The sequence below is a fragment of the Methylobacterium amylolyticum genome (assembly GCF_030700245.1).
GTDB lineage: Bacteria > Pseudomonadota > Alphaproteobacteria > Rhizobiales > Beijerinckiaceae > Methylobacterium.
This window is the reverse complement of the sequence record NZ_JAUYZI010000046.1, coordinates 21,988-47,882: the sequence shown is the minus strand read 5'-3', so window position 1 is coordinate 47,882 and position 25,895 is coordinate 21,988. Positions and strand designations below refer to the sequence as shown.

General features: G+C 72.6%; 26 protein-coding genes and 1 pseudogene. 12 read left to right on the top strand and 15 right to left on the bottom strand.

Features of this window, described 5'->3' with window-relative positions; all coding sequences use genetic code 11:
- A partial coding sequence (locus tag Q8W71_RS25440) for a helix-turn-helix domain-containing protein (protein WP_305525350.1) occupies window positions 1–199 on the bottom strand: 199 nt, incomplete at its 3' end.
- Between the two features lie 153 nt (window positions 200–352).
- On the opposite strand from Q8W71_RS25440, the gene Q8W71_RS25435 reads away from it, so the two are divergent.
- Window positions 353–1,413 (top strand): IS630 family transposase gene (locus Q8W71_RS25435; RefSeq protein WP_370875528.1). Its coding sequence is split into 2 segments (ribosomal slippage): window positions 353–854 and window positions 854–1,413, totalling 1,062 coding nucleotides; the frame shifts between segments, so codons are not numbered across the junction.
- A gap of 182 nt (window positions 1,414–1,595) precedes the next feature.
- On the opposite strand, the gene Q8W71_RS25430 is transcribed toward Q8W71_RS25435, so the two are convergent.
- The 10 genes from Q8W71_RS25430 to Q8W71_RS25385 all read right to left on the bottom strand — a co-directional run bounded on the left by Q8W71_RS25430 (window position 1,596) and on the right by Q8W71_RS25385 (window position 11,049).
- A complete protein-coding gene (locus Q8W71_RS25430) occupies window positions 1,596–2,324 on the bottom strand; it encodes an amino acid ABC transporter ATP-binding protein (RefSeq protein ID WP_305528213.1) in 729 nt (242 codons plus the stop codon).
- A gap of 155 nt (window positions 2,325–2,479) precedes the next feature.
- The gene (locus Q8W71_RS25425) at window positions 2,480–3,172 is read right to left on the bottom strand and encodes an amino acid ABC transporter permease (RefSeq protein ID WP_305528209.1); all 693 of its coding nucleotides are present in this window, start codon (window positions 3,170–3,172) and stop codon (window positions 2,480–2,482) included.
- A 93-nt stretch (window positions 3,173–3,265) separates the two neighbouring features.
- Window positions 3,266–3,988 (bottom strand): amino acid ABC transporter permease, encoded by a 723-nt coding sequence (locus tag Q8W71_RS25420; RefSeq protein WP_305528208.1) that lies wholly within the window; start codon window positions 3,986–3,988, stop codon window positions 3,266–3,268.
- A 151-nt stretch (window positions 3,989–4,139) separates the two neighbouring features.
- Window positions 4,140–5,066, bottom strand: a complete 927-nt coding sequence (locus tag Q8W71_RS25415; RefSeq protein WP_370875527.1) for an amino acid ABC transporter substrate-binding protein — start codon at window positions 5,064–5,066, stop codon at window positions 4,140–4,142.
- 393 nt (window positions 5,067–5,459) lie between these two features.
- Window positions 5,460–6,584, bottom strand: a complete 1,125-nt coding sequence (locus Q8W71_RS25410; protein WP_305528207.1) for a branched-chain amino acid ABC transporter substrate-binding protein — start codon at window positions 6,582–6,584, stop codon at window positions 5,460–5,462.
- A 47-nt stretch (window positions 6,585–6,631) separates the two neighbouring features.
- Entirely contained in the window at window positions 6,632–6,997 is a 366-nt protein-coding gene (locus Q8W71_RS25405; RefSeq protein WP_305528206.1) for a DUF6867 family protein, read from the bottom strand.
- 3 nt (window positions 6,998–7,000) lie between these two features.
- Window positions 7,001–7,819 carry an ABC transporter ATP-binding protein gene (locus Q8W71_RS25400; protein WP_305528205.1) on the bottom strand — a complete coding sequence of 273 codons (819 nt, stop codon included), beginning with the start codon at window positions 7,817–7,819 and terminating at the stop codon, window positions 7,001–7,003.
- Window positions 7,820–7,844: 25 nt separating this feature from the next.
- Window positions 7,845–8,723, bottom strand: a complete 879-nt coding sequence (locus Q8W71_RS25395; protein ID WP_305528204.1) for an ABC transporter ATP-binding protein — start codon at window positions 8,721–8,723, stop codon at window positions 7,845–7,847.
- Window positions 8,723–10,132: a high-affinity branched-chain amino acid ABC transporter permease LivM gene (livM, locus tag Q8W71_RS25390; RefSeq protein ID WP_305528203.1), complete on the bottom strand. Its 1,410-nt coding sequence runs from the start codon at window positions 10,130–10,132 to the stop codon at window positions 8,723–8,725. Before livM ends, Q8W71_RS25395 begins: the two co-directional genes overlap by 1 nt.
- Entirely contained in the window at window positions 10,132–11,049 is a 918-nt protein-coding gene (locus tag Q8W71_RS25385; protein ID WP_305528202.1) for a branched-chain amino acid ABC transporter permease, read from the bottom strand. Before Q8W71_RS25385 ends, livM begins: the two co-directional genes overlap by 1 nt.
- A 236-nt stretch (window positions 11,050–11,285) precedes the next feature.
- Between Q8W71_RS25385 and Q8W71_RS25380 the strand changes: the two genes are divergently transcribed.
- Both Q8W71_RS25380 and Q8W71_RS25375 read left to right on the top strand, forming a co-directional pair.
- Window positions 11,286–12,566, top strand: coding sequence for a dicarboxylate/amino acid:cation symporter (locus Q8W71_RS25380; protein ID WP_305528201.1), 1,281 nt, complete (start codon window positions 11,286–11,288; stop codon window positions 12,564–12,566).
- Window positions 12,567–12,634: 68 nt separating this feature from the next.
- Window positions 12,635–13,555 carry an amino acid ABC transporter substrate-binding protein gene (locus tag Q8W71_RS25375; protein ID WP_305528200.1) on the top strand — a complete coding sequence of 307 codons (921 nt, stop codon included), beginning with the start codon at window positions 12,635–12,637 and terminating at the stop codon, window positions 13,553–13,555.
- A 109-nt stretch (window positions 13,556–13,664) separates the two neighbouring features.
- Here the strand turns inward: Q8W71_RS25375 and Q8W71_RS25370 are convergent, their stop codons facing one another.
- Window positions 13,665–14,336 (bottom strand): DUF7002 family protein, encoded by a 672-nt coding sequence (locus Q8W71_RS25370; RefSeq protein ID WP_305528199.1) that lies wholly within the window; start codon window positions 14,334–14,336, stop codon window positions 13,665–13,667.
- A 180-nt stretch (window positions 14,337–14,516) separates the two neighbouring features.
- On the opposite strand from Q8W71_RS25370, the gene Q8W71_RS25365 reads away from it, so the two are divergent.
- From Q8W71_RS25365 to Q8W71_RS25350, 4 genes are all read left to right on the top strand, one after another.
- A complete protein-coding gene (locus tag Q8W71_RS25365) occupies window positions 14,517–15,209 on the top strand; it encodes a DUF1007 family protein (RefSeq protein ID WP_305528198.1) in 693 nt (230 codons plus the stop codon).
- A complete protein-coding gene (locus tag Q8W71_RS25360) occupies window positions 15,200–16,204 on the top strand; it encodes a nickel/cobalt transporter (RefSeq protein ID WP_305528197.1) in 1,005 nt (334 codons plus the stop codon). Before Q8W71_RS25365 ends, Q8W71_RS25360 begins: the two co-directional genes overlap by 10 nt.
- A 182-nt stretch (window positions 16,205–16,386) precedes the next feature.
- Window positions 16,387–17,103, top strand: coding sequence for a hypothetical protein (locus tag Q8W71_RS25355; protein WP_305528196.1), 717 nt, complete (start codon window positions 16,387–16,389; stop codon window positions 17,101–17,103).
- Window positions 17,104–17,141: 38 nt separating this feature from the next.
- Window positions 17,142–18,029 (top strand): beta-keto acid cleavage family enzyme, encoded by an 888-nt coding sequence (locus Q8W71_RS25350; protein WP_305528195.1) that lies wholly within the window; start codon window positions 17,142–17,144, stop codon window positions 18,027–18,029.
- A 256-nt stretch (window positions 18,030–18,285) separates the two neighbouring features.
- Here the strand turns inward: Q8W71_RS25350 and Q8W71_RS25345 are convergent, their stop codons facing one another.
- On the bottom strand, window positions 18,286–19,335 hold the full coding sequence (locus Q8W71_RS25345) for an HpcH/HpaI aldolase/citrate lyase family protein (RefSeq protein WP_305528194.1): 1,050 nt from the start codon (window positions 19,333–19,335) through the stop codon (window positions 18,286–18,288).
- 155 nt (window positions 19,336–19,490) lie between these two features.
- Here Q8W71_RS25345 and Q8W71_RS25340 point away from each other — a divergent pair, with 155 nt between their 5' ends.
- The 5 genes and pseudogenes from Q8W71_RS25340 to Q8W71_RS33090 form a co-directional block, all read left to right on the top strand.
- Window positions 19,491–20,246, top strand: coding sequence for a response regulator (locus Q8W71_RS25340; RefSeq protein WP_305528193.1), 756 nt, complete (start codon window positions 19,491–19,493; stop codon window positions 20,244–20,246).
- Window positions 20,247–20,279: 33 nt separating this feature from the next.
- Window positions 20,280–21,653: a sensor histidine kinase gene (locus Q8W71_RS25335; protein ID WP_305528192.1), complete on the top strand. Its 1,374-nt coding sequence runs from the start codon at window positions 20,280–20,282 to the stop codon at window positions 21,651–21,653.
- 128 nt (window positions 21,654–21,781) lie between these two features.
- On the top strand, window positions 21,782–22,048 hold the full coding sequence (locus tag Q8W71_RS25330; RefSeq protein ID WP_305528191.1) for a flagellar protein: 267 nt from the start codon (window positions 21,782–21,784) through the stop codon (window positions 22,046–22,048).
- Window positions 22,049–22,174: 126 nt separating this feature from the next.
- The gene (locus tag Q8W71_RS25325) at window positions 22,175–22,450 is read left to right on the top strand and encodes a GCG_CRPN prefix-to-repeats domain-containing protein (RefSeq protein WP_305528190.1); all 276 of its coding nucleotides are present in this window, start codon (window positions 22,175–22,177) and stop codon (window positions 22,448–22,450) included.
- A gap of 33 nt (window positions 22,451–22,483) precedes the next feature.
- Window positions 22,484–22,732, top strand: a pseudogene (locus tag Q8W71_RS33090) (GCG_CRPN prefix-to-repeats domain-containing protein); the annotation flags it as partial.
- Between the two features lie 364 nt (window positions 22,733–23,096).
- On the opposite strand, the gene Q8W71_RS25315 reads toward Q8W71_RS33090, so the two are convergent.
- Both Q8W71_RS25315 and Q8W71_RS25310 read right to left on the bottom strand, forming a co-directional pair.
- Window positions 23,097–24,365: a DUF2778 domain-containing protein gene (locus Q8W71_RS25315; protein ID WP_305528188.1), complete on the bottom strand. Its 1,269-nt coding sequence runs from the start codon at window positions 24,363–24,365 to the stop codon at window positions 23,097–23,099.
- Window positions 24,366–24,562: 197 nt separating this feature from the next.
- On the bottom strand, window positions 24,563–25,885 hold the full coding sequence (locus Q8W71_RS25310) for an AmpG family muropeptide MFS transporter (protein WP_305528187.1): 1,323 nt from the start codon (window positions 25,883–25,885) through the stop codon (window positions 24,563–24,565).
- Window positions 25,886–25,895 lie beyond the last annotated feature (10 nt).

The window sequence follows — 25,895 nt, the reverse complement described above, 5'->3', positions numbered from 1 at the left end:
CGTTGTAGCGGTGCACCCAGTCGCGCAGGGTCTGGCGGTCCATGCCGCAGGCGCGGGCGGCGGTGGTGCGATCAGCGCCCTCCAGCACCAGGGCGAGCGCCAGCATGCGACGGGCCGCCGGGATGCTGGGCGCCTTGGAGGCGGCGGCGCGCAACCCCTCGGCGCTCAGATCCGTGCGGGTGATCGCGATCCCGGACATGGCGTGTCCTCCTGATCCGCCAAACGAATCAGAAGCCAGCTCAACCCGCAACCCGCCGAGTCACCCTCACAGGCCGTTGGTATGACTCGTTTTGGATGACGTGCTGGGTTTGGTGTGATTCGATGGGGTCCTGCTGAGCGGCGGGAGCCTCCGATGACCCTTGCGATCACGCGCACGGACCTGACGGCCGAGGATCTGCGCCGGGCGGCGCGGTCGAGCAAGGACGCCGCCCAGGCCCGTCGCTGTCTGGCGATCGCCTCCGTTCTGGATGGCAGCACGCGCACGGCCGCCGCCGAGAATGCTGGGATGCAGCGACAGACGCTGCGGGACTGGGTCCACCGCTACAACGCGGACGGTGTGGCCGGCTTGCTGGATCGGTCGCGCCCGGCGCGTCCCGGCCTCTTGAGCGCGGCGCAGCGGGCTGAGTTCGACACGATCGTGGAGACGGGTCCGGACGTGGCGGTGGACGGGGTGGTGCGCTGGCGCCGGATCGATCTCAAGCGGGTGATCGAGGCCCGCTTCGGGGTGGTGATGGCCGAGCGCACGGTGGGGGACCTTCTGCGCGCCCGCGGCTTCCGCCACGTCTCGGTGCGCCCGCGTCATCCCAACGGCGACGAGGCGGCCCAGGAGGCTTTTAAAAGACCTTCGCCGCGCAGGCCACGCAGGTGATCCCCGAAGACGCCAGGACCAAGCCGGTCGAGATCTGGTTCCAGGACGAGGCGCGCATCGGCCAGAAGGGCACGCTGGCCTATGTCTGGGCGCGCCGCGGCACGCGCCCGCGCGCGGTGCAGGACACCCGCTATACCTCGGCCTACCTGTTCGGCGCCGTCTGCCCGCAGCGGGGCGTGGGCGCGGGCCTGGTGATGCCGCGCGCCGACACCGAGGGCCTGAACGCGCATCTGGCCGAGATCGCCCGCAGCGTGATGCCGGGGGCTCACGCCGTCCTCGTGCTGGACGGCGCCGGGTGGCACACGAGCAGCGCTCTCGTCGTTCCCGGCAACATCTCGCTCCTGATGCTGCCGCCCTATGCGCCCGAGCTCAATCCCGTCGAGATGATCTGGCAGTATCTGCGCCGCAACAAGCTCGCCCATCGTCTCTACGACACCTACGACGCGATCGTCGAAGCGTGCTGCAAGGCCTGGAATTGGCTGATCGCCACGCCAGACACCATCACCGCCATCGCGTCACGGACATGGGCAAACGTGTCAGCGTAGACCGCCGTTGGTATGAGACCGCGCGCTGCCCTGGGTCGCATCGTTTCGCTCGCGATGACGATCTCGCTCGCGATGACGGCGCGGGCCCGGATCATCGAAGGATTCAGCCGGAAACCGTATCAGACCCGCATCCTGCTCGGGATGCAGGGCCGGATAGGACGAACGCGAAAAATCCCAAACCTTCAGTGCTGCAGGATCTTTGACAGGAAGGTCTGGGCGCGCTCGGAGCGGGGGCTGCCGAAGAAGTCCTCCTTGCGCGCGTCCTCGACGATCTCGCCGCGGTCCATGAAGATCACCCGGTCGGCGACCTTGCGGGCGAAGCCCATCTCGTGGGTCACGACCATCATGGTCATGCCCTCCTTGGCGAGCTCGACCATCACGTCCAGCACCTCCCCGACCATCTCGGGATCGAGCGCCGAGGTCGGCTCGTCGAACAGCATCACCACCGGGTTCATGGCCAGCGCCCGGGCGATGGCCACGCGCTGCTGCTGGCCGCCCGAGAGCTGGCCCGGATACTTGTGGGCGTGGGCCGAGAGGCCGACCCGGGCGAGCAGGTCGAGCCCGCGCTTCCTGGCGTCCTCGGCCCCGCGCTTGAGCACCTTGCGCTGGGCGATCGTCAGGTTGTCCGTGATCGTCAGGTGCGGGAACAGCTCGAAGTGCTGGAACACCATGCCGACGCGCGAGCGCAGCTTGGGCAGGTTGGTCGCCTTGTCGAGCACCTTGGTGCCGGCGACCGTGATCTGGCCCTTCTGGAACGGTTCGAGCGCGTTCACGCACTTGATCAGCGTCGACTTGCCCGAGCCCGAGGGACCGCAGACCACCACCACCTCGCCCTTGGCCACCGCCGTGGTGCAGTTCGTCAGAACCTGGAACTCGCCGTACCATTTGCTGATCGCGTCGATGGCGATCATCGTCTCGCCCGGCGCGGCCTTCTGCGCCCCCGCGATCAGGCTGCCGGGCTGGAGGCCGTCGTCCTTCGGGGCGTGGTCGGCGTCGACGGCGGGCGTCGTGACGGTCGGGGCCGGCATCGGGGAGGAGGTCATGGCGCGGTCCTTTCCGGGTTTCGTCAGCGGATGATGGCGACGCGGCGCTGGAGGCGGCGCACCAGGAACGAGGCCGTGAAGCAGACGGCGAAGTAGACGAGCGCCGCGAAGATATACATCTCCACGAGCCGGCCGTCGCGCTGGGCCACCTTCGAGGCCGCGCCCATGAAGTCGGTGAGCGACAGCACGTAGACCAGCGAGGTGTCCTGGAAGAGCACGATCGTCTGGGTCAGCAGCAGCGGCAGCATGTTGCGGAAGGCCTGGGGCAGGACGACGTTGCCCATGGTCTGCCAGTAGTTCATGCCGAGCGCCTGGGCGGCGGCGGTCTGCCCCTTGGGGATCGACTGGATGCCCGCGCGCATGATCTCGGCGAAGTAGGCCGCCTCGAACGCGATGAAGGTGATCAGCGCCGAGGGGAAGGCGCCGACCTGGATCGGGGTCGACGAGCCGGTCAGGTAGGCGCCGATATAGGGCACGAGGAAGTAGAACCAGAAGATCACCAGCACCAGCGGCAGCGAGCGGCACAGCTCGACGTAGCCCTTGGCCACGTGCCACAGGCCGGGGATGCCCGAGAGCCGGGCCATCGCCAGCAGCGTGCCGAACACGACGCCGCCGGCCGCGGCCATCGCGGTCAGCGACACGGTGAAGACCATGCCCTGGCCGAACAGGTAGGGCAGCGAGGTCAGGATGACGCTGAAGTCGAAGTTCGAGAGCATCGGGGCGGTGATCCGTTCGGCTCTGCGCGGTCGCCGTGGGCGGGCGGGGCGGGGAGCCGGGGCGGGCGCCCCGGCCTGGGTTGGGGCGACCGGTCAGCGCTGGCCGGGGATCGCCACCGCCTTCTCCAGGAAGGTCGCGGCGGTGACGACGCAGAGGTTGATGATCACGTAGAGGATCGTCGCCGCGGTGAACGCCTCGAACACCTGGAACGAGAACTCCTGCATCGAGCGGGCGCGGGCGGTGAGTTCGAGGAGGCCGATGGTGAGCGCCACGGACGTGTTCTTGAGGTTGTTCAGGAACTCGGAGGTCAGCGGCGGCAGGATGATGCGGTAGGCGTTCGGCAGGAGCACGTAGCGGTAGGTCTGGGCGACCGTGAAGCCCATCGCCGTGCCGGCCATGCGCTGGCCCCGCGGCAGCGCCTGGATGCCGGCGCGCACCTGCTCGGCGACGCGGGAGGCGGTGAAGAAGCCGAGGCAGACGACCGCGGTGTAGAACGGGGCGTCGGGCATCTGCTTGACCGCGTCGCCGAGGCGCTGGGGCAGCAGCTCCGGCAGGACGAAGTACCAGAGGAACATCTGCACGAGCAGCGGGATGTTGCGGAACAGCTCGACATAGGCCGTGCCGATCGCGTTGGCGGTCTTCGAGGGCAGGGTGCGCAGCACCCCGATCACCGAGCCGAGGCAGAAGGCGATCACCCAGGCGCAGAGCGCGGTGACGATCGTCCACATCAGCCCCGAGAGCAGCATGTCGGCGTAGGTGCCGTTGCCCTCGGGCGAGGCGTCGAAGAAGATGCCCCAGTTCCAGTTGTAGTTCACGGCTCAGCCCCCCGCGCGTGCCTTGAGCCACCCGGGCGCCCGAAGCGAGCGCGCGGCCGGCAGGTCTTCTTGTCGCTCTCCCCCGCGCGCCGGAGCGGCGCGCGGGGGTCCGTCATCGACCGGCGCCCAGCGGGGCGCTCGTCCGGATCGATCAGTAGGCGGCCGGATCGGGGCTGGCGATCGGGTTCGCGAACTGCTTCTTCATCTCCTCCGACATCGGCAGGTTCAGGTTGATGCCGCGCGGCGGGATGGCCTGCGTGAACCACTTGTCGTAGAGCGCCGGCCCGGCGGGGCTGGTGTAGAGCTTGGCGGTCGCCGCGTCCGCGACCTTCTTGAAGGCCGGGTCGTCCTTGCGCAGCATGATGCCGTAGGGCTCGGGCTTCGACAGCGCTTCCTTGGAGATCTCGTAGGCGCCGGGGTCCTTCGAGGAGGCCACCAGCGAGGCGAGCAGCACGTCGTCCATCACGAAGGCGGCGGCGCGGCCGGTCTCGACCATCAGGAACGCCTCGGCGTGGTCCTTGGCCGGGAGGATCGTCAGGCCGAGCTTGCGCTCGGTGTTGGCCTCGTTGATCTGCTTGATGTTGGTCGTGCCCGAGGTCGAGACGACGGTCTTGCCTTTCAGGTCCTCGATCGTGTGCAGGTTGGCCGACTTCTTCGACACGAACCGGGTGGCGGTGAGGAAGTGCGAGTTGGTGAACGCCACCTGCTTCTCGCGCTCGGCGTTGTTGGTGGTCGAGCCGCACTCGAGGTCGATCGTGCCGTTGGCGATCAGGGGGATGCGGGTGGCGGAGGTAACGGGGTTGAGCTTCACCTCCATCTTGTCGAGCTTCAGCTCGGCCTTCACCGCGTCGGCGATCTTGTAGCAGATGTCCAGGGCGTAGCCGATCGGCTTCTGGTCGGCGCCGAGATAGGAGAACGGCACGGAGGCGTCGCGGTAGCCGATGGTGATGGCGCCGGAATCCTTCACCTTCTTGAGGGTGCCGGTCAGGTCCTGCGCGTGGCCGCTCAGCGGCGCCAGGGCGAGGGTCAGGCCGAGCGCCGCGGCGACGCCGCGGCGGGCGAGTTCAAACTGCGTCAAGTCGAGACTCCTGGATCGGGCCGAACGGTGTCGGCGGGCGGTCGGGGGCGCGGGTCCGGCCGCTCGGACGGCGCCTGTGCAAGGGTGGTGCCGAATCGCTGGGAAACGGGACGCCGGGCGCGGATGGCCGGGCGCTCCCGGCCGGCTGCCGCCGCGATCTCCCCGACGCCCATTCGTCTGCCCCCGAAACGCGGAGCCGGGCCCGCGCGCCCGTGCGAGGGGCATCATGCACACTTCTTGGGCGCGCGCACGGGGGCGGAGAACCGTATCCGCTGACGATCCGGCCCCGTCCGAAACGAAAACGCCGCCCCGGAGGGCGGCGTCGGGCCGGGATGGGCCCACGACCGGGGCCGGACCCGGGCCGAGGCCCGGATCGAGCCCCCTGGCCGGGCGCTACTGCGTCAGCTCGTTGCCCGTGTAGTCGATCTTGCCGTCAGGGCCCTTCTTCCACTCGTACATCACGTAGTCCGGCTTCGTGATGTCGCCCTTCTTGTCGTAGCTGATCTGGCCGACCACGGTCTGGATCGGCTTGCCCTGGTGCAGCCAGTCGGCGAGCTTCTTGCCGTCGCTGGAGCCGGTCTCGGCCATCGCCTTGGCAAGCACCTGGACGGCGGCGTAGGCGTAGAGGGTGTAGCCGGCCGGGTCGACGCCCTTGGCCTTGAAGGCGGCGACCGCGTCCTTGGCCGCCGGGTTCTTGCGCGCGTCCGGGGAGAAGGTGGTCAGCGTGCCCTCGGCGGCGGGACCCGCGATCGCCACGAGCTCGCTGTCGACCATGCCGTCGCCGCCCATCATCGGCGCCTTCAGGCCCTGGTCGCGCATCTGGCGCAGGATCAGCCCGGCCTCGGTGTAGAGGCCGCCGAAATAGACGATGTCGACGCCGGCCGACTTCAATTTGGAGACGAGCGCCGAGTAGTCCTTCTCGCCGGGATTGATGCCCTCGAACAGGACCTCCTTGCCCGCGCCCTTGGCCTTCATCGCCTTCAGGGTCTCGTCGGCCAAGCCCTTCCCGTAGGGGGTCTTGTCGTGGATGAAGGCGATCTTCTTGCCCTTGAAGTGCTTGGCGAGGTAGGCGCCGGCCACCTCGCCCTGCTGGTCGTCGCGCCCGCAGGTGCGGAAGGTGTTCCACATCCCGCGCTCGGTGAACTTCACCGCGGTCGAGCCCGGCGTGACCTGGATGATGCCGGCGTCGAGGTAGACGTCGGAGGAGGGGATCGAGACGCCGGAATTGTAGTCGCCGACGACCATCTTGACGCCGTCGGAGGCGAACTTGTTGGCGACCGAGACGCCCTGCTTCGGATCGGAGGCGTCGTCGCCCACCGCGACGACGAGCGTCGTGCCCTTGAGGACGCCGGACTTGTTGATGTCCTCGACCGCCTGGGTGGCGCCGTTCTTGATGTTGGCGCCCACCGCGGCGTTCGGGCCGGTGATCGGCGTGGCGATGCCGAGCTTCACGTCGGCGGCCTGAGCCCCCGTGAGCAGCGCGCCGACGGCGAGCCCGGCCAGCAGGATCGTTCTCATCACGAAGGTCCCCTTTGCTTCAGTCCGAACGTGTGCGTGAACCGAACTCAGTGCTGCGTCCCGGCGGGCCGCGCCCGCCACGTCAGCGGCGAGGTCTTCTCGTAGAGCCAGCGGTACTGGCTGGTCATCTGCCGGGTGCGGGTGACGCGGAAGCCCACCGCGCCGACGATCATGACGACGATCGCGTCGACCGCATAGTAGTGCAGTGACAGGAGCGTGCCGTCGAACAGCGCGAAGTGGATGAAGCGCACGGCCCCCGCCACGAGCAGCAGCGCGAGCGCGCAGTGCCAGAACGGGCGCCAGCCGCGGGCGATGGCGCGGGCCGCCATCCAGGCGGCCCAGCCGCCCATCAGCGCGGTGACGAGCAGGAAGAGCCACGCCGAGCCCTCCTCGTAGAGGATGCCCTGGAGCATGGCTCAGGCCCCCGCCGGGGCGGCGTGGCCGCCTTCGAGATAGGCCGCCTTCACGGCCGGGTCGTCGAGGAGCTGCCGGCCGCTGCCGCTCATGGTCACGCGGCCGTTGACCAGCACGTAGCCGCGGTGGGCGAGCTTGAGGGCGTGGTAGGCGTTCTGCTCGACGAGGAAGATCGTCATGCCGTCCTCGCGGTTGAGCCGGCGGATCGCGTCGAAGATGCCCTTCACGACGAGAGGCGCGAGGCCGAGCGAGGGCTCGTCGAGCAGCAACAGGCGCGGGCGGCTCATCAGGGCGCGGGCGATGGCCAGCATCTGCTGCTCGCCCCCCGACATGGTGCCGGCGCGCTGGTGCAGCCGCTCCTTCACACGGGGGAACAGGACGCAGACCTTGTCGAGATCCTCGGCGAAGTGGCGCCCGCCGTGCAGCGAGGCGCCCATCTGAAGGTTCTCGTGGACGGTCATCCGCGGGAAGACCCGCCGGCCTTCCGGCGACTGGGCGAGCCCGAGCCGGGCGATCTCGTGGGTCGGGCGCCGGGTGATGTCCGCGCCGTCGTAGGTGATCGATCCGGAGCGCGCCTGCGGCGCCCCGAAGATCGTCATCATCAGGGTCGACTTGCCGGCGCCGTTGGCGCCGATCAGGGTGACGATCTCGCCCTCGGCCACGTCGAGGTCGACGCCCTTCAGCGCCGCGACGCTGCCGTAGTAGGTCGAGACGCCGCGCACCGCCAGGAGCGGGGCCTTCGTTCCGGCCTGCGGCGGCTTCTCCCCGGCCTGGAGCGCCCGCGTCTCCTCGACCAGCACGTTGATGCCGGCGACGCTCATCGTGCGCCCTCCACCGCGCGCCGCCTCATGCCGGCTCCTCCAGGTGGGTGACGGCGAGCCCCACCTCGGCGTCGACCGCCTCCACCTCCTCGTCCTCGACGCCGAGATAGGCGGCGATGACCTTGGGGTCGGCGCGGACCTCGGCCGGCGTGCCGTCGGCGATCTTCACGCCGTAGTCGAGGACGACGACGTGGTCGGAGATCTCCATCACCACCGACATGTCGTGCTCGATCAGCAGCACCGAGGTGGCTTCCGCATCGCAGATGTGGCGCAGGAGCGCGTTGAGTTCGGCCGATTCGCGCGGGTTGAGGCCGGCGGCCGGCTCGTCGAGGCAGAGCAGCACCGGATCGGTGCACATCGCCCGGGCGATCTCCAGCCGCCGCTGCGCCCCGTAGGGGAGGGCGCCGGCCGGGTCGTCGGCGCGCTCCATCAGGTCGATGCGCGCGAGCCACGCCTTGGCCCGCTCGATCGCCGCGGCTTCCGCGTCGCGGAAGGTCTTCAGGCCCAGCAGCCCGAGCACCGTGTAGCCGGAGGCGCGCATCAGCGGCTTGTGCTGGGCCACCAGCAGGTTCTCCAGCACGGTCATGCCGGGGAACAGGCGGATGTTCTGGAAGGTGCGGGCGACCCGAGCCGTGCGGTTGACCGCGTGGTTCGGCAGCCGCTCCAGCAGGTGGTGCGAGCCGTCGCCGTGGCGCAGCGTCAGCATCCCCTCGGTCGGCCGGTAGAAGCCGGTGATGCAGTTGAACACCGTGGTCTTGCCGGCCCCGTTCGGGCCGATCAGGGCGGTGATGTCGCCGCGGCGCACCGCGAAGGACAGGTCGGAGACGGCGGTCAGGCCGCCGAAGCGCATGGTCAGGTGCTCGACGGTGAGCACCGCGTTGTCGGCGGAGCTGGACCGGTCCATCAGCCGTGCCCCTCGCTGACGTGGGCACCGGAGATGGCCCGCCGCCGCCCCAGCGCCACCGAGGGCACGCGGACCGAGATCAGCCCGCGGGGGCGCCAGACCATCATCGTCACCATCGCGAGGCCGAACAGCAGCAGCCGGTACTCGCTGGGATCGAAGCCCTCGCCGAACACGGCCTTGAGGAAGCCGAGGTTGCGCAGCAGCTCCGGCCCGCCGACCATCGCCACCGCGGCGATGGCCACGCCGAGCTGCGAGCCCATGCCGCCGAGGACGACGATCGCCAGGATGATCGCGCTCTCCAGGAAGTTGAAACTCTCCGGCGAGATGAAACCCTGGCGCACGGCGAAGAACGAGCCGGCGAAGCCGCCGAACGCGGCGCCCAGCGCGAAGGCGGTGAGCTTCGTCGCGGTGGTGTCGATCCCGAGCGACCGACAGGCGATCTCGTCCTCGCGCAGGGCCTCCCAGGCGCGCCCGATCGGCAGGCGGCGCAGGCGCATGGTGACGCCGTTGGTGACGAGCGCCAACACCAGGATGAGATAGTACAGGAACACGACCCGGTGCATCGAGTCGAACGGGATGCCGAGCCGGGCCGCGAACCCGTCCTCGCCCGCGGTGAAGGGGATGCCGAAGAAGGTCGCCCGCGGGATCGAGGAGATGCCGGCCGCACCCCCGGTCACGTCGCCCCAGTTGATCAGCACGAGGCGGATGATCTCGCCGAAGGCCAGCGTCACGATGGCGAGGTAGTCGCCGCGCAGGCGAAGCACGGGGAAGCCGAGGATCATGCCCCACAGCCCGGCGAACAGGCCGGCGAGCGGCAGGCAGACCCAGAACGACAGCCCGAAGGTCGTCGACAGGAGCGCGTAGGAATAGGCCCCGACCGCGTAGAAGGCGACGTAGCCGAGGTCGAGCAGCCCCGCGAGGCCGACCACGATGTTGAGGCCCCAGCCCAGCATCACGTAGGTCAGGATCAGGATGCCGAGGTCGATCCAGTAGCGGGCCGAGGACAGGCCGCCGGTGGCCGCCGTCGCGACCAGCGGCAGGGTGAGGGCGATGCCGAGGAACGCCCAGAGGCCGACCTTCGAGACGCGCTGGCCGGCATCGGGTTCGCCGTGGACGGCCTCGGTCGCCTGATCGGGAGCGGGGGTGAGCGCCCGGCGCGCGTCCCGGCGCAGCAGCACGAGGCGCTGGAGCAGGCGCGCGACGAAGATCGCGGCGCACAGGGCCGCGACGAGCCCCCAGCGCGGCACCAGGACGAGGTCGCTGCCGGGACCCGATTCGGTCCGGTAGCTGACGATCGGCACGCACAGGCCGAAGGCGACCAGCGCGTAGAGCGCCGCGTCGCGCAGGATGGCCGGCAGGGCGCCCTCGGGGGAGGCGTTCGCGGAGGAGGCGTCCGTGGTCCGGGCCATCAGACCTTCTCGACCTCGGGCCGGCCGAGGATGCCCGACGGCATGAAGATCAGGGTGATGGCCAGGATCGAGAAGGCGGCCACGTCCTTGTACTCGATCGAGAAATAGGCCGACCAGAAGGTCTCGATCAGGCCGATGATCAGCCCGCCGAGCACCGCGCCGGGCAGCGAGCCGATGCCGCCGAGCACCGCCGCGGTGAACGCCTTCACGCCGGGCACGAAGCCGTCGGAGAACGACACCACGCCGTAATACATCAGGTAGAGCACGCCCGCGACCGCCGCGAGCGCCGCCCCGAGCACGAAGGTCAGCGAGATCGTCCGGTCGACGTCGATGCCCAGCAGCGCGGCCATCTTGCGGTCCTGCTCGCAGGCGCGCTGCGCCCGGCCGAACGGCGTCTTCTGCACGAGATACCAGAAGCCGGTGAGCAGCACGGCGGTCACCGCCATGATCAGGCACTGCTTGTAGGACAGGAACACGGCGTAGCCGTCGCGCTCGAACAGGGTGATGCCCCCCGACAGCAGCGGCGGCGTCGGCTTGTTGCGGGCGCCCTGCACCACCTGAACGAAGTTCGACAGGAAGATCGACACGCCGATCGCCGAGATCAGCGGCGCGAGCCGGAACGAGCCGCGCAGGGGCCGGTAGGCGACGCGCTCGATCGCCCAGCCCCACAGGGCGGTGAGCAGCATCGCCACCACCAGCACCACGAGGAAGGCGAGCGCCACCGAGCTGATCCCGAGCCACGTGGTCAGGATCAGGAACGCGATCAGCGCGATGAAGCAGGAGAGCATGAACACGTCGCCGTGGGCGAAGTTCACCATGCCGATGATGCCGAACACCATCGTGTAGCCGATCGCGATCAGGCCGTAGATCGAGCCGAGCGTCAGCCCGTTGATGAGCTGCTGTACGAAGACGTCCATGCGCGCGCCCGTGAGGCCCCGGCCGGGCCGGGGCGGTGACGTCGGGAAGGTCCGCAAGACCCGTACCGCAGGCGTGGCCGCCCCGCCACAGCTTTCGCCGGGGCACCCGGGTGACAAAACCCGCGCACGGTCACGCCCTTAGCCCCCCGCCCGGACTTGCGCGTGGCGTAGTTCCTGCTTCACGTTAACGAATTATTCGGCTCGGTCATCCCGGGCGGATGCTGAGGAGGGGTCCGATGTCAGGCTCGCGTCTCACCACCCTGATCTTCATCGGGATGATCCTCGGCATCGCCGTGGGATACCTGTGCAGCGTCACGTGGCCCGACCCGCAGACGGCGAAGATGATCGCCGGCTACATCGCCCTGATCTCGGACATCTTCCTGCGGCTGATCAAGATGATCATCGCGCCGCTGGTGTTCTCGACGCTGGTCGTCGGCATCGCCCACATGGGCGACACCGCCTCGGTCGGCCGGGTCGGCGGCAAGGCGCTGCTGTGGTTCGTCGGCGCCTCGTTCTGCTCGCTGCTGCTCGGCCTCGTCCTCGTCAACCTGCTGGAGCCGGGCCAGAACCTGAACCTGCCGCTGCCGGATGCGGGCGCGGGCACCGGCCTCAAGGCGGCCTCGCTGTCGCTGAAGGAATTCGTCACCCACCTCGTGCCCAAGAGCGCGGTGGAGGCGATGGCCAACAACGAGATCCTGCAGATCGTGGTGTTCTCGATCTTCTTCGGCGTGGCGCTCGCCGCGCTCGGCGAGAAGGGGCACCTGCTCGCGCAAGGGATCGAGGGTCTGGCCGACGTGATGCTGAAGATCACGGGCTACGTGATGCTGTTCGCCCCCGTGGCGGTGTTCGCGGCGATCGCGGCCACCATCACCACCCAGGGCATCGGCGTGCTGCTGACCTACGGCAAGTTCATGGTGATGTTCTACCTCGGGCTCGCCACGCTCTGGGTGCTGCTGATGGCGGTCGGCGCCCTGCTCGTGGGCGCGGGCGGCATCACGCGGCTCGTCAACCTCATCAAGGAGCCGTTCGTGCTGGCCTTCTCGACCGCGTCGAGCGAGGCGGCCTACCCGAAGCTGCTGTCCAACCTCGAGCGCTTCGGCGTGCCGAACAAGATCACCTCGTTCGTGCTGCCGATGGGCTACTCGTTCAACCTCGACGGCTCGATGATGTACTGCACCTTCGCGGTGATGTTCATCGCGCAGGCGTACAACATCCCGCTCACCTGGGGGCAGCAATTCACCATGCTGCTCCTGCTGATGGTCACCTCGAAGGGCATGGCCGGGGTGCCGCGGGCCTCGCTGGTGGTGATCTCGGCGACCCTGTCGCACTTCAACATCCCCGAGGCGGGGCTGCTGCTGATCATCGGCATCGACCAGTTCCTCGACATGGGCCGCTCGGCCACCAACGTGCTCGGCAACAGCGTCGCCACCGTCGCGGTCGCCAAGTGGGAGGGCCAGCTCACGATGACCGACCAGCGCCTCGACCACGCGGGGGTCGCGCCCGCGCCGGCCGAGTAAGTTCTTCTGGGGTCTGCCGGGGCCGGGTCCCGGCCCGTCGACGGCGATGCGCGTCCGAGGAGGGCGGGATGTCGGGATTGCGGGTTCTGGCAGCCGCGCTGGCCGCCCTCCTGGGATCGGCCTGGGGCGGCCCCGCCGCCGCGGTCGAGGTGCTCACCGGCACCCTGAAGAGCGTGGCCGAGCGCGGCGAGATCGTGATCGGCTACCGCGAGAGCTCGATCCCGTTCTCCTTCGTCGAGGGCAAGAGCGCCGACGGGTCGCCGCGGGTGATCGGCTACACGATCGACCTGTGCGGCGAGATCGTCGACGACATCCAGAAGGAGATCGGCCGCCCCCTCAAGGTGCGCTACGAGCGCGTGACGCCCGACAGCCGCATCGCCGCCGTGACCGCGGGCAAGGTCGACCTCGAATGCGGCTCGACCACCGCCAACGCCGAGCGGCGCCGGCAGGTGGCGTTCTCGCCGGTGGACTACATCAGCGCCACCAAGCTCCTGGTGAAGCGGGGCTCGCCGATCGAATCGTACCGCGACCTCGGCGGCAAGCGGGTGGTCGTCACCGCCGGCACCACCAACGAGAAGGCGGTGCGCGACCTGCTGGCCAAGCTGAAGATCCAGGCGGAGGTGCTCACCGCCCCCGATCACGCCGCCTCGTTCGCGATGGTCAAGGCGGGCCAAGCGGACGCCTTCGCGCTGGACGACATCCTGCTCTACGGCCTGATCGCCGCCGACGGCCCGGCCGGGGCGGCCTACACGGTGCTGCCGGACAAGCTCTCCTACGAGCCCTACGGCATCATGTTCCGCCGGGACGACCCGCAGCTCGCGAGCGTCGTGACCAACACCTTCATCCGGCTCGCCGAATCGCGCGAGCTGCGCTGGACCTACGAGCGCTGGTTCCTCAAGCGCCTGCCGAACGGCGAGCGGCTCAACGTGCCGATGTCGAACGACCTGCGCACCAGCTTCCAGTTGATCGGGCTCGCCGAGGAGGATTGAGGGCGCGTACCAGATCCGATCGATCGCCTCGCGATGCGGATCCGGACGTCGCTCGAGCGCCGCGCGGGCGCGCCGATACGCCCCCCGCTTCGATCATGCGGAGGGCGTATCAGCGGGCCTCGTACAGCACCGCCTCGGTCTCCGGCCCGCGCATCACCGACACCCGGCGCACGTAGCAGGCGGCGTCGGGCACGGCCCCCGGCACCGTCAGCTCCACGGCGCGCTCGCCCCGCCGCCGCCGCGCGTAGGCCGCGTAGGGGTAGTCGGCGATGGGCAGGAAGGTGTCCGCCCCCCGCGGGGCGGGAAAGCGCCCGGTCGCGCCGGAATTGATCGGCGACAGCGCGATCCGGTCGCGGTGGGCGGCGACCAGCGCGGCGGCGTCGAGTTCGAGCACCTCGTGGGCATGGTCGCGGTAGGCGCGGCCCGCGAGCAGGGTCAGCACCCGGGCGCGGCTCAGCCAGAAGAACACCCGCGCGTTCAGCCGGGCGTGCCAGTCCGCCGGGGTGAGCCCGTCGCGCAGGCAGCGTTCGAGGCCCCGGTCGCTCAGGGGCTTCTGGTCGCGCAGCACGATCCGGCCGAGGTCGGCCCGCTCCAGCACGATCCCGTCCGGACGCCGCCGCAGGGCCGCGGCACGAGCCTCGCCGGTCACGCCGAACAGGTCGAGGGCCGCCACCGTGCTGAGAAGGCCGTGGCGGCGGATCGTCGGCCACGCGCCGCGCTCGGCCATGTGGAACAGGACGGGGCAGTCGCGCAGCAGCGCGTCGAGTTCGGCCTCGCTCAACCCCGTCCCTCCCCCGTACCTCGCTCGACGATCGAGGAGACGGCCCTATCAGCCTGATCGAAGACAACTTTTCGCTCCGATGGGAGCGGACGCCGCCGCGCGCCTCGCTTTCGCCCAACGGATCGGAGAGGACGGCGTTCACGGTTTCCTAACCCTCCCGCCGCGAGCGTGGCCCCTCCGATGCCGATCGCAGCCCACCTCCGCCGCCTCGCCCTCGCCGCTGCCCTCGGCGGCCTCGCCACCGTCGCGAGCGGCATCTCCGCGAGCGCGCACCCGCACGTCTGGGTCACCGCCAAGGCGGAACTCGTCTACGCCGACGGCAAGGTCGCGGGGGTGCGGCACGTCTGGAGCTTCGACCCCGAATACACCACCTGGGTCACGCAAGGCCTCGACGCCAACAAGGACGGCCGGCTCACCCCCGACGAGTTGCAGGGGCTCGCCGCCACCAACACCGAGAACCTCGCGGAGTTCGGCTACTTCACCAAGCTCAAGGTCGGCGGCAAGGAGCAGGCCTTCGCCGAGCCGCGCGAGCCCGCGATGCGGATGGAGGGGCAGGCGCTCACCCTCAGCTTCCTGCTGCCGCTGAAGACGCCCGCGGCGCAGGGGCGGGGCGTCGCGGCGCTGGAGGTCTACGACCCGACCTTCTTCGTCTCCTTCGCCATGGCCGAGGGGCCGGAGGCCGCCACTCTGGCCGGAGCGCCGCCCGGCTGCGTCGCCACGCTCACCCGGCCGAAGACCGAGCAGCCCAAGATCGCCGACGCCAAGACCGTCGGCGACAAGCCCGGGATGACCGAGGCGTTCTTCGAGGCGCTCACGGCCGCCTCGACCTACGGCGTGCAGTTCGCCAGCCGGGTGCTCGTCGCGTGTCCGTAGGCGTCGGGCTCGCCGCCGCGCCGCCGTCCGCGCGGCTCCCCCTGCGGCTCGGGCTGGCGGTGGGGGCGGTGGCGCTCGCAGCCCTCGTCGCCGCCGGCCTCGCGTGGCTCGTCGCGCCGGGGATCGCCGCGCCGCCGCCGCGCTCGCCCTTCGGCGTCGGCTTCCGCGAGGCGGCGCCGGCCGCGACCGGGCTCGGGGGCCTGATCCTCGCGCTCCAGGCGAGCTTCTCGCGCGCCCTCAACGCGGCCCTGGTCGGCCTGAAGGGCGGGGGCGACTGGGGGCCGCTGATCGGGCTCGCCTTCGCCTACGGCGTGTTCCACGCGGCCGGTCCGGGCCACGGCAAGGCGGTGATCGCCGGCTACATCCTGGCGGGCGAGCGGGCGCTGCGGCGCGGCTGCGCGCTGAGCGCCTGCGCGGCCCTGCTCCAGGCCGGCGTGGCGCTGGCGCTCGTCGGGGTCGGTGCCCTGATCCTCAACGCCACCGCCGCCGGCATGACCCGCGCCGGCACCGTCGTGGAGACCGTGAGCTTCGCGCTCGTGGCGCTGGTCGGCCTCGCGCTGACGTGGCGCAAGGCGGGCGGCCTGGCCGGGCGCTTGGGGGGACAGGCGGCCGCCTGCGGACCGGGCTGCGCCCACGCGCCCGATGCGGGAGCGCTCGCGGCGGCCGAGTCCTGGCGGGCGCGGGCCGGGGTGGTGCTCGCGGCGGGCTCGCGGCCCTGCGCCGGGGCGGTGCTGGTGCTGGTCTTCGCCCTGGCCCAGGGGGTGCTCGGTGCGGGGGTGCTGGCGGTGCTGGCGATGGCGCTCGGCACGGCGCTCACCACCACGGCGCTCGCCTGCCTCGCGGTGTTCGCCAAGCGCGCGGCCCTGCGCCTCGCGGGCGGGCGGGGGCAGGCCGGCGCCCTGGCGGTCGGCGGTCTCGAACTCGTCGCCGCCGCCTTCGTGCTGGTGCTGGGCCTCGGCATGCTCGCCGGCCTCGCGGTGAACCTCGGCGGCTAGCGAAACCGTACGGGGACCCCGAAGGGCGAGCCCTTTGGCGGGGTGTCGGGGCAGAGCCCCGACGTTCGCAAGGCTCCGCCCTGCACCCGCGAAAGGGCCCGCCCTTTCGAAACCCGGATGTCGTGCCGCCCCTCGCCAGCGGCCCGGCGCCGTGCCACCCTGCCCCCGGTAGGAGGTGCGGGATGCACGCGGACTTCCAGAAGATCCTCGACTGGCGCCTGCTCGCCGGCTCGCACGCCTTCCCCGGGCCGGACGGGGGCACCTGCATCAACGAGGCGGCGATCGTCGCGGCGGGGCTGCCCTACCGGGCGATCCGCTCCAGCGCCGACTGCCCGCCCTGCTTCTCCCGGGCCGTCGCGGCCTACGCGCTCGGCCTCAACGACGCGATGCCCGACGCGGAGCGGCCTCAACTGATCGCCTTCGTGCTGCGGCTCTCGGGCTCGGCCGACGCGCCCGGGATCGAGGCCGCCCGCACCCGCCACCTCGCCCTGGAGAGCGTGCGGACGATCCTCGCGCCCCTCTGCGCCGTGGCGGGGATGTCGGAGGACGCCGCCGCCTGCGCCGCCGCCCCCGACCTGCACGCGGCCCTCGACGCGGCCCGGGCCGCCGAGTGGCGCGGCGGCGCGCTGGCGCAGGACTCGGCCCGGGCGCGGGCGTGGCGGGCCGGGGCGCTCCAGGCCGCGGTCGCGCGTACGGCCGCCGCCGCGCGCCAGGCCGCGGAGGATGCCCGCTGCGCCGCCGAGGTCGCCGAGGGCGCCGCACCGTTCGTGCCCGGCACCTGGGCCCGGGCCTGCGCGATCCTCGACGGCGCCCTGGCGATCGGCCGGCAGGCGCCGGACCTCGATCCTCTGGCCGCCCGCGACCGGTTCGCCGCGGCGAAGGCCGCCGCGCCGGCCTGAGGGGTCGCGGCATCGCACGACGACACGGGAGGACGGGCGTGGACAGAAAGACGGTGATCACCTGCGCGCTGACCGGCTCCTTCGACACGCCGAAGAAGAACCCGGCCGTGCCTGTGAGCCCGCAGGCCATCGCGGACTCGGCCCTGGAGGCCGCCGCCGCCGGGGCGGCGGTGGTGCACATCCACGTGCGCGATCCCGAGACGGGCGCGCCGAGCATGGAGCTGGCGCATTACCGCGCGGTCGTCGAGCGGGTGCGGGCGCGCAACGCCGACGTGATCCTCAACCTGACGACGGGGGCGGGCGGGCGCTTCGTGCCGGGCGAGCCCGATCCGGCGGTCGCCGGCCCCGGCACCACCTTCGTCGGGCCCGAGGCGCGCACCCGGCACGTGACCGCGCTGCGCCCCGAGATCTGCACCCTCGACATCGCGACGATGAACTTCGGCGAGCACCTGTTCCTGAACACCCCCGCCCACCTGCGGGCGATGGCCGAGACGATCCGGGCGGCCGGGGTGAAGCCGGAGATCGAGGTGTTCGATCTCGGCCAGATCGAGCTGGCCCGCCACCTGATCGCCGAGGGGCACCTCGCCCGCCCACCGCTGTTCCAGATCTGCCTCGGCATCCCCTGGGGGGCGCCGGCGACCGTCGAGGCGCTGGCGGCGATGCGCGCCCGGCTGCCGGAGGACGCGGTGTGGTCGGCCTTCGGCATCGGCGCGCGGGAATTCCCGATGCTGGCGGCGGTCGCCGCGATGGGCGGCAACGTCCGCGTCGGCCTGGAGGACAACCTCTACCTGTCGCGCGGGCGGCTCGCCCCGAGCAACGCGGCGCTGGTCGAGAAGGCGGTGAGCCTGCTCGCCCATCTCGACCGCGAGCCGGCGACACCGGCCGAGGCGCGGGCGATTTTCCGGATTGGGACGACGGGCGGGTAGGGCCGCGTCCGTCTCCGCTGCGGCGGCGCGTCGGGCTTTGCCGCCCCCTCGCCCCGCATGCGGGGAGAGGCCCGCAGGCACCCCGTCGTGCCTGCGGGAAGCGGAGGCGCAGCCGAAGCGGCGGTGAGGGGGCGTATCCGGGGAGGCTCATCCGGGATCGCCCCCTCACCCTCGCTGCCGCTCGCCTCGCCCCCGACAAGGGGGGCTCGGCCCTCTCCCCGCACGCGGGGAGAGGGGAAGCGGGCGAGGCGCCCCCTCACCCCAACTGGTAGACCGCCGCCAGATCCGGGTCCTTCGCGGCGACCAGCTTGGCGAGGTCGACGATGACCTTGGCCTGCTTCCAGGTGGCGTCGTCCTGCATCTTGCCGTCGAGCATCACCGCGCCGGTGCCGTCGGGCATCGCCGCGACGATGCGCGCGGCGAAGGCCACCTCGGCCGGGTCGGGGGCGAAGACGCGCTTGGCGATCGCCACCTGGCTCGGGTGCAGCGTCCAGGCGCCGGCGCAGCCCATCAGGAAGGCGTTGCGGAACTGCACCTCGCAGGCCGCCGCGTCGGAGAAGTCGCCGAACGGCCCGTAGAACGCCTTGAGGCCGTTGGCCATGCAGGCGTCGACCATCCGCGCGATGGTGTAGTGCCAGAGATCCTGCTGGGCGCTGGCCCGGGGCGCGTCGCCCGCGGGATCGCTGAGCACGCGGTAATCCGGGTGGCCGCCGCCGACGCGGGTGGTCTTCATGCCGCGCGACGCCGCGAGATCGGCGGGCCCGAGGCTCATGCCGTGCATGCGGGGGCTCGCGCAGGCGATGGCGTCGACGTTGGCCACGCCCTCGGCCGTCTCCAGAATGGCGTGGACGAGAATCGGCTTCGTCACCCCGTGGCGGGCTTCGAGCTGGGCGAGCAACTGGTCGACGTAGTGGATGTCCCAGGGCCCCTCGACCTTGGGCACCATCACCACGTCGAGCTTCGATCCGACCTCGGCGACGAGGGTGAACAGGTCGTCGAGAATCCAGGGCGAGTTGAGGGCGTTGATCCGGGTCCACAGGCCGGTGCCGGTGGCGGCGAAGTCGGTGGCCTGGGCCATCGCCACGAAACCTTTCCGCGCCGCCTCCTTCTGGTCGGCGGGCACCGCGTCCTCCAGGTTGCCGAGCACCACGTCGACCGTCCCGGCGAGCTCCGGCACACGGGCGCGGACCTTGTCGTTGTGGGGCGGCACGAAGTGGATCATCCGCTCCAGCTTGACCGGCAGCTCGCGGAACGGGGCGGGCGCGCCGGTGGCGAGCGGCTGGAAGAAGCGGCGGGGCAGTTTCATCGGGTGCCTCTGTTTCAGGGCGTGGCGTCCGCGCCGTTAAGGCAGGCGCGGGCGCGCGCGTAAAGGCGCGGCGGCTCGGCAAAATGTCCTGTAACGTTTTGTGACGGCACGCAGTCCCGCGTTGCCGCGGGCGCCCGCCCGCCTATGCTGGCCCCATGAACGAGGGCACCACGCTCGCCATCGTCGAGGACGACCCCGAGATCCGGGCGCTGCTCGGCGGCTTCCTGGAGGGGGAGGGGTTCTCCGTCGTCCGCCTCGACGGCGGCGCGGCCCTCGACCGGCGGCTGGCTCAGGGGCCGCCCCCGGACCTGATCGTGCTCGACTGGATGCTGCCGGGCGAGGACGGCCTGTCGATCTGCCGCCGCCTTCGCGCGGCAGGCGGTCCGCCCGTGGTGATGCTCACCGCCAAGGACGAGGACATCGACCGGGTGCTCGGCCTGGAGATGGGCGCCGACGACTACGTCTCGAAGCCGTTCAACCCGCGGGTGCTGCTCGCCCGCATCCGCGCGGTGCTGCGCCGGGCGGGAGGGCAGGGGGGCGGACAGGCGGGCGGGCCGGCGGCGCCCGAGCCCGCGCCGGAGCGGCTGCGGGTCGCCGACCTCGTGATCGACCCGGCCGCCCGGGCGGTGCTGGCCGGAGGGGAAGGGGAAGAGCCCCGGGAGGTGCCGCTCACCAGCGCGGAGTTCGACCTGCTCCTGTGCTTCGTCACCCGGCCGCAGCGGGTGCTGTCCCGCGACCAGCTCCTCGACTGGACCCGGGGCCGCGTCGCCGACGTGTACGACCGGACGATCGACGTGCAGGTGAGCCGCCTGCGCCGCCGCCTCGACGAGGGCGGCAGCGCGGCCTCGGCCCTGATCAAGACCGTGCGCAACGCCGGCTACATCCTCGCCGCCCCGGTCCGGCCGGCCTGAGGCGGGCGAGGGAGAACGGGGGAGAGGATCGCGATGGGCCGGATCGGCCTGCTCGGGCGGATCATGCTGATCCTGATGGCGGCGCTCACGGCGGTAATCGTCGCGGCGATCGCCATCGGCCGCTACGAGCGCGCGGCGACGCCCCCGCCCTTCGCGACGCCCTACCCGCGCCTCGACCAGGCGGCCGGGGTGATCGACCTCGTCCGCCGGGCCGACCCGAGCTTGCGGCCGGCGATCCTGCGGGCGGTGAGCGGCCCGCACCTGCGCGTCACCCTTCAGGACGCGGCCCCGCCCGAGACCGAGGCCCTGCGCCGGGCGCCGCGGATCGAGGCGACCCTGCGCGCCTTCGCGCCGGACGCGTTCCCGGATCCGGGCGACGGTGACGGCCTGCGCGCCTACGTGGACGCGGACGCGCGCCCCGCGTCGCGGTTCGCCACGGAGGGCCGCCCCGCCCGGATCGTCTGGCGCACGGGCGACGGGCGCGTCCTCGTCCTCGACGAGGCCGAGGCGCCGCGCGGGCTGTCGCTGCGGCTGTTCGGTCTGGCGCCGGGGTTGTGGATCGGGATCCTCGGGATCGCGGCGGCGGGCCTCGCCCTCTACGGCGCGCAGCGCGAGATGCGGCCCCTGCGCCGCCTCACCGCCGCGGCCTCGGCGTTCGACGGCAGCCCGCCCGCCGGGCCGGTGCCGGTCACGGGCGCCCCGGACATGCGCCGCCTCGCCCGGGCCGTCCACGCCATGCAGGAGCGGGTCGCGGGCCTCTTGCAGGAGCGCTCCTTCCTGATCGGGGCGATCTCGCACGACCTGAAGACCTACCTGACCCGGCTGCGCCTGCGCGCCGAGGGGATCGCGGAGGCCGGCCAGCGGGCGCGCATGGCCGCCGACATCGAGGCGATGACCGCGCTGATCGAGACGGCGCTCGCCTTCGCCCGCGGCACCACCGTGTCGCGGGCCCGCGAGCGGGTCGACCTCGCCGACCTCGCGGCGATCGAGGCGGCCGAGCGCTGCGCCGTGGGCCAGCCGGTGGCTTTGATCGACGGCGAGACCGAGGACGCGGCGGTGGACGGCGACGCGGTGGCCCTGCGCCGGGTGCTCGCCAACCTCGTCGACAACGCGGTGAAGTTCGGCCGCGGCCGGGTGGAGATCGCGGTCGCGGTCGAGCCGGCGACCTGCCGGGTCCACGTGGACGACGACGGGCCGGGAGTCGGCGAGGCCCAGGCCGCGGCGATCTTCAGCCCGTTCTACCGGATCGAGGGCTCGCGCAGCCGCGGCACCGGCGGCAGCGGGCTCGGCCTCGCCATCGCCCGCCAGATCGCCGAGGCGCACGGGGGCGCCCTGCGAGTCTCGACCGGGCACCTCGGCGGCGCCCGCTTCACCCTCAGCCTGCCGCGCGCCGGGGCATCCGCCTGAGGGGCCGCAGGACGTGGGCCCGGGACCGGACATCCGCCCGGAATCCGGGCCCGATCGCTCGAATGCGCGGGATCGCCGCAACGCCGCCTTGACGGGCGCGGTGCGAGGATCGCTCGACGAGGTGCCCGATGCTCGATGCCCTGCACACCGCGACCGGCGGCCTGATCTCCGCGTCCCGCGGCCTGGACGCCGCCGCGCGGACGATCGCCGGGACCGAGACCGGGGCCGAAACCGGCATCCCGGCGGGCAGCGCCGCCCTGCCCCCGGCCGCCCGGGTCGATCTGTCCGGCGCGGTGGGCGATCTCGTGGGCGCGCGCGCCGCCTTCGGGCTGAACGCGGCCGTGATCCGGACCGCCGACCGCATGACGGACCGTCTCCTCGACATCACCGTCTGATCGGGACCGGACGGCGTTACAAAACGTCACGCGGCCGCCCCCGCCCGTCACATCCGGGACGGGTGGCGGGGCGAGGCTCCTCCCGACGCGGCGGCCCGTGCCGCCGCCGGACCCGAGGAGAGCCGCATGATCCGGACATTCCTGCCCGCCGCCATCCTGGCCGCGGGCCTCGCCGCGCCGCTGCCGGCCTCGGCGCTGCCGCTCGCCGGCCTCGCGGCCGGGGACGCCCTGCCCGACGCGCGGATCATCCCGGTCTACGGCGGCTGCGGCCCGTTCGGGCATCGCGGCCCCTACGGCGGCTGCCGCCGGGGCGGCCAGTGGGGCGGCTACATCCCCGGCCGCGCCTGCCCGCCCGGCTGGCACATCGGCCCCTACGGCCGGCGCTGCTGGCGCAACGGGTGATCCGGACCGAAGGAGATCGCCGCGGGAGGTACGATGATGAAATCGCTGATCCTGGCCGGACTCGGCCTGCTCGGGCTGGTGGCGCCGGCCGCGGCGCTGCCGCTCGCCCGGCCGGAGGCGCCCGCCGCGCCGCTCGTCCACGTCTCCGGCGGCTGCGGGCCCTACGGGCACCGAGGGCCGTTCGGCGGCTGCCGCCCCGGCGGCCGGTGGGGCGGATACGCCGGCCGCGCCTGCCCGCCGGGCTGGCACCTCGGGCCCTACGGGCACCGCTGCTGGCGCAACCTCGGCGACCGGCCGCCGGTCTACCGGACCTACGGCGCCGGCTACCGCCGGTTCGGCTGGCGGCGCTGGGGCTGGCACCGGGGCTACGCTTGGCACCGGGGCTACGCCTGGCACCGCGGCTACGCCTGGCACCGCCACGCCGCGTGGCACCGCGGCTGGGGCTGGCGGGGCGGCTGGAACCGCCGCTTCGCCTGGCACGGCGGCCACCGCTGGGGTGGACATCGCTGGGGTGGACACCGCTGGGGCGGCTTCCGGCACGCCGGCTGGCACCGGGGCTGGCACGGGGGCTTCCACGGGGGCCGCGGCGGCCGGCATCACCGCCGCTGACGGGGCCGCGCCGAGCGGGGAGGGCGGCCGCCCCGCCTCAGCGGTCCGCGATCCGCCGGGCGCTCCCGAAGAAGTCGCCGCGGCCGCCGGCCACCACGACCATCCGCCGGACCTCGCCCCGCAGGAAGGCGTTCAGGAAGCGCGGGTAGTCGCGGAACACGACGCAGCCGTTCGAGGCGCCGGGCTGACGCAGCATGTAGGTGTGGGCGAGGATGCCGTCGCGCCCGTGGATCGCGGCGGAGCCGCCCACCGGCGTCATGCGGATCGCCCGCACCCCGTGGAACGGGCGCTCGCGCTCGGTGAGGTCGTAGGTGCCCGGCGGCGTCGGCCCGCGCATGCGCACGTGGGCGTAGCGCGGGTCGTCCATCATCGCGCCGTAGCCGGAATGGGCCTCCAGCACCTCGCCGCCCGGCAGCGTCACCGTGCCGGCGGTGATGTCGTAGACCGCCGTGGCGGCCGAAGGGCTCGCGGACGGGCTCGCCGAGGGGCCGGGGACCAGCCGCGGGCGGGGCGCGGCCACCGCGTCCGGGTCGGCGTAGGCGAGGGCGCCGGTGGTCCGGGGGGCCGTCTCGGCCGGGCCCCCGCCGAACAGCCGTTCGAGGAAGGAGGGCTCCTCCGCCATCGCGGCGCGGAAGACGTCCCGGGTGCGGGGCAGGGGCTGGCGGCCGGCGACCCGGGTCGCCGGCACGACCTGCGGGCGCCGCAGCTCCGGCGGCCGGGCGACCGGCAGGGGCACGAGCGCGGCGACCGGGCCGGGGGCCGTCACCGCAGCCGGCGTCGCCGCGGCGACCCGCACCGGCTCCCGGACCGGCGCCTGCGCGATCGCGGCGACGGGCTCGGCCGGCGCGACATGGGCGGCCGCGACCGGGGCGGGCGCGCTCGGGACCGCGGCGATCCGGAAGGCCGGGGCGGGCGGGGCCGCGTCGGCGAGCGCGGCGGCGACGCCCAGGGCGGGGGTGGGGTCGAGCATCCAGGCGATGTCCGGCCTGGGAGGGGCCGGGCGGGCCGGGACCGGAGCCTCCGCGGACGCGACCGGGCGCGTCGGCGCGGGCGCGCCGCCGGGCGGCTCGGCGAGCACCGCCCAGCCGGCCGCGGCGGCTGCGGCCACGGAGGCCAGGACGGTCAGGCGCGCCCGGCGGCGGGCCCGGCGCATGGCGCTGGGATAGGGCGGGGCGGGGCGGCGTCCGGCCGGGGCGGCGTCCGGCTCCTCGAAGGCGAGGGCGAAACCCGCATCCGCGGACGCGCGGGCATCGCGACGGCTGTCCCAGCGGGGAGACGCCGCCGGGGAGTACGCAACCTGGGCCATCCGGGAACTCACGCACGCGGGGCCCCGCGCGGGCGCCGGCGACCGTTCGCGCGCCGGGGTCCCGCGCGCGTCGTTCCGGCCCGGCCCGTCTGGGGAGGAATCGTCGTCCGCCCCATTAAGCCGCTGTCAGGGTTAATCTCCGGCTAAGGGCGGGCCTCGCGCCGCGGGCCGGCCCGGGACAGGGAGGCCCGCATCGCTCAGGCGGCGGCGCTCCGTTCCTCCACCGGCCCGTGGTGGCGGGCGACGTAGACGGCGAGCAGCGCCACCGGCACGCCGATCAGCGACGTGCCGACGAAGAACCACGCGAAGCCGGTCGCCTCGATCACGAAGCCGGAGAAGCCGGCGAGCAGCGAGCCGGGCAGGGCGCAGAGCGAGGTGAGCAGCGCGTACTGGCTCGCCGCGTGCTCGGTGGCCGAGAGGCGCGACATGTAGGTGATCAGCACGATCGAGGCGAAGGCGTAGGCGAAGCCGTCGATCCCGACGCTCAGCGTGAACACCCAGAACGCCTCGCCCCCCGCCCCGCCGTGCCACGCGAGGAAGGCGAGCGCGAGGTGCGAGGCCGAGGCCACCACCGTGCCGATCAGCAGGCTGCCGGTGATGCCGATCCGGGGGATGACCGCGCTCGCCAGGAACGTGCCGCCCAGCGCGATCCAGAACCCGAACAGCTTGGTGACGGTGGCGATGTCGGTGTTCGAGAAGCCGAGTTCCTTGAACAGCGGGATCGCCATGGCGTTCGAGACGTAGCCCGGCATCCGGAACCCCGCGACCAGCAGCAGCACCGGCCAGGCCAGCGGTCCGAGCCGGGCCAGCAGGTCGCGGATCGGCGCCCACACCGTCTCCCGGAACCCGGCCGGGGACGGGACCGGCATCGGCGGCTCGGGGGCGAGCCACGCGGCCACCATGCCCGGCGCCATCAGCGCGGCCATGCACAGGTAGGCGACGCGCCAGCCGTAGAGGTCGGAGAGGTAGAGCGCCCCCGCCCCCGCCGCGAGGTTGCCGATCCGGAAGCCGATCTCGGCCCAGGACGACATCAGCGCCTGCCGCTCCGGGGCCGCGGCGGAGATGCGCCAGCCGTCGATCACGATGTCCTGCGTCGCCCCCGCGAACCCGAGCGCCAGGGAGAACACCACCGTCCAGGCGAGCCAGTGCGCGGGATCGCCGAAGGCGACGCCGGCGAGCGCCAGCGCCACGAGGATCTGCGAGGTGACGATCCAGCCCCGGCGCCGGCCGAGCAGGCGGCCGAGCAGCGGCGCGTCGTGGCGGTCGAGGAACGGGGCCCAGAGGAACTTGAGCTTGTAGGCGATGGTCAGCTCGCTCATCAGCCCGATGGTCGCCAGCGGCACCTGCGCCTGGACGAGCCACGCCGACTGCGTGGCGTAGACGAGCAGGAACGGCATGCCCTGCGCGAAGCCGAGGCCCAGCATGGCGGCGACGCGGATGTCGGTGAGCAGGGGGAGGAACAGGCCGGGCTTCTCCGCCCCCGCCCGCCCGGGCACGCCGGCCCGCGCCGAATCCGCCATCCGCTCAGTC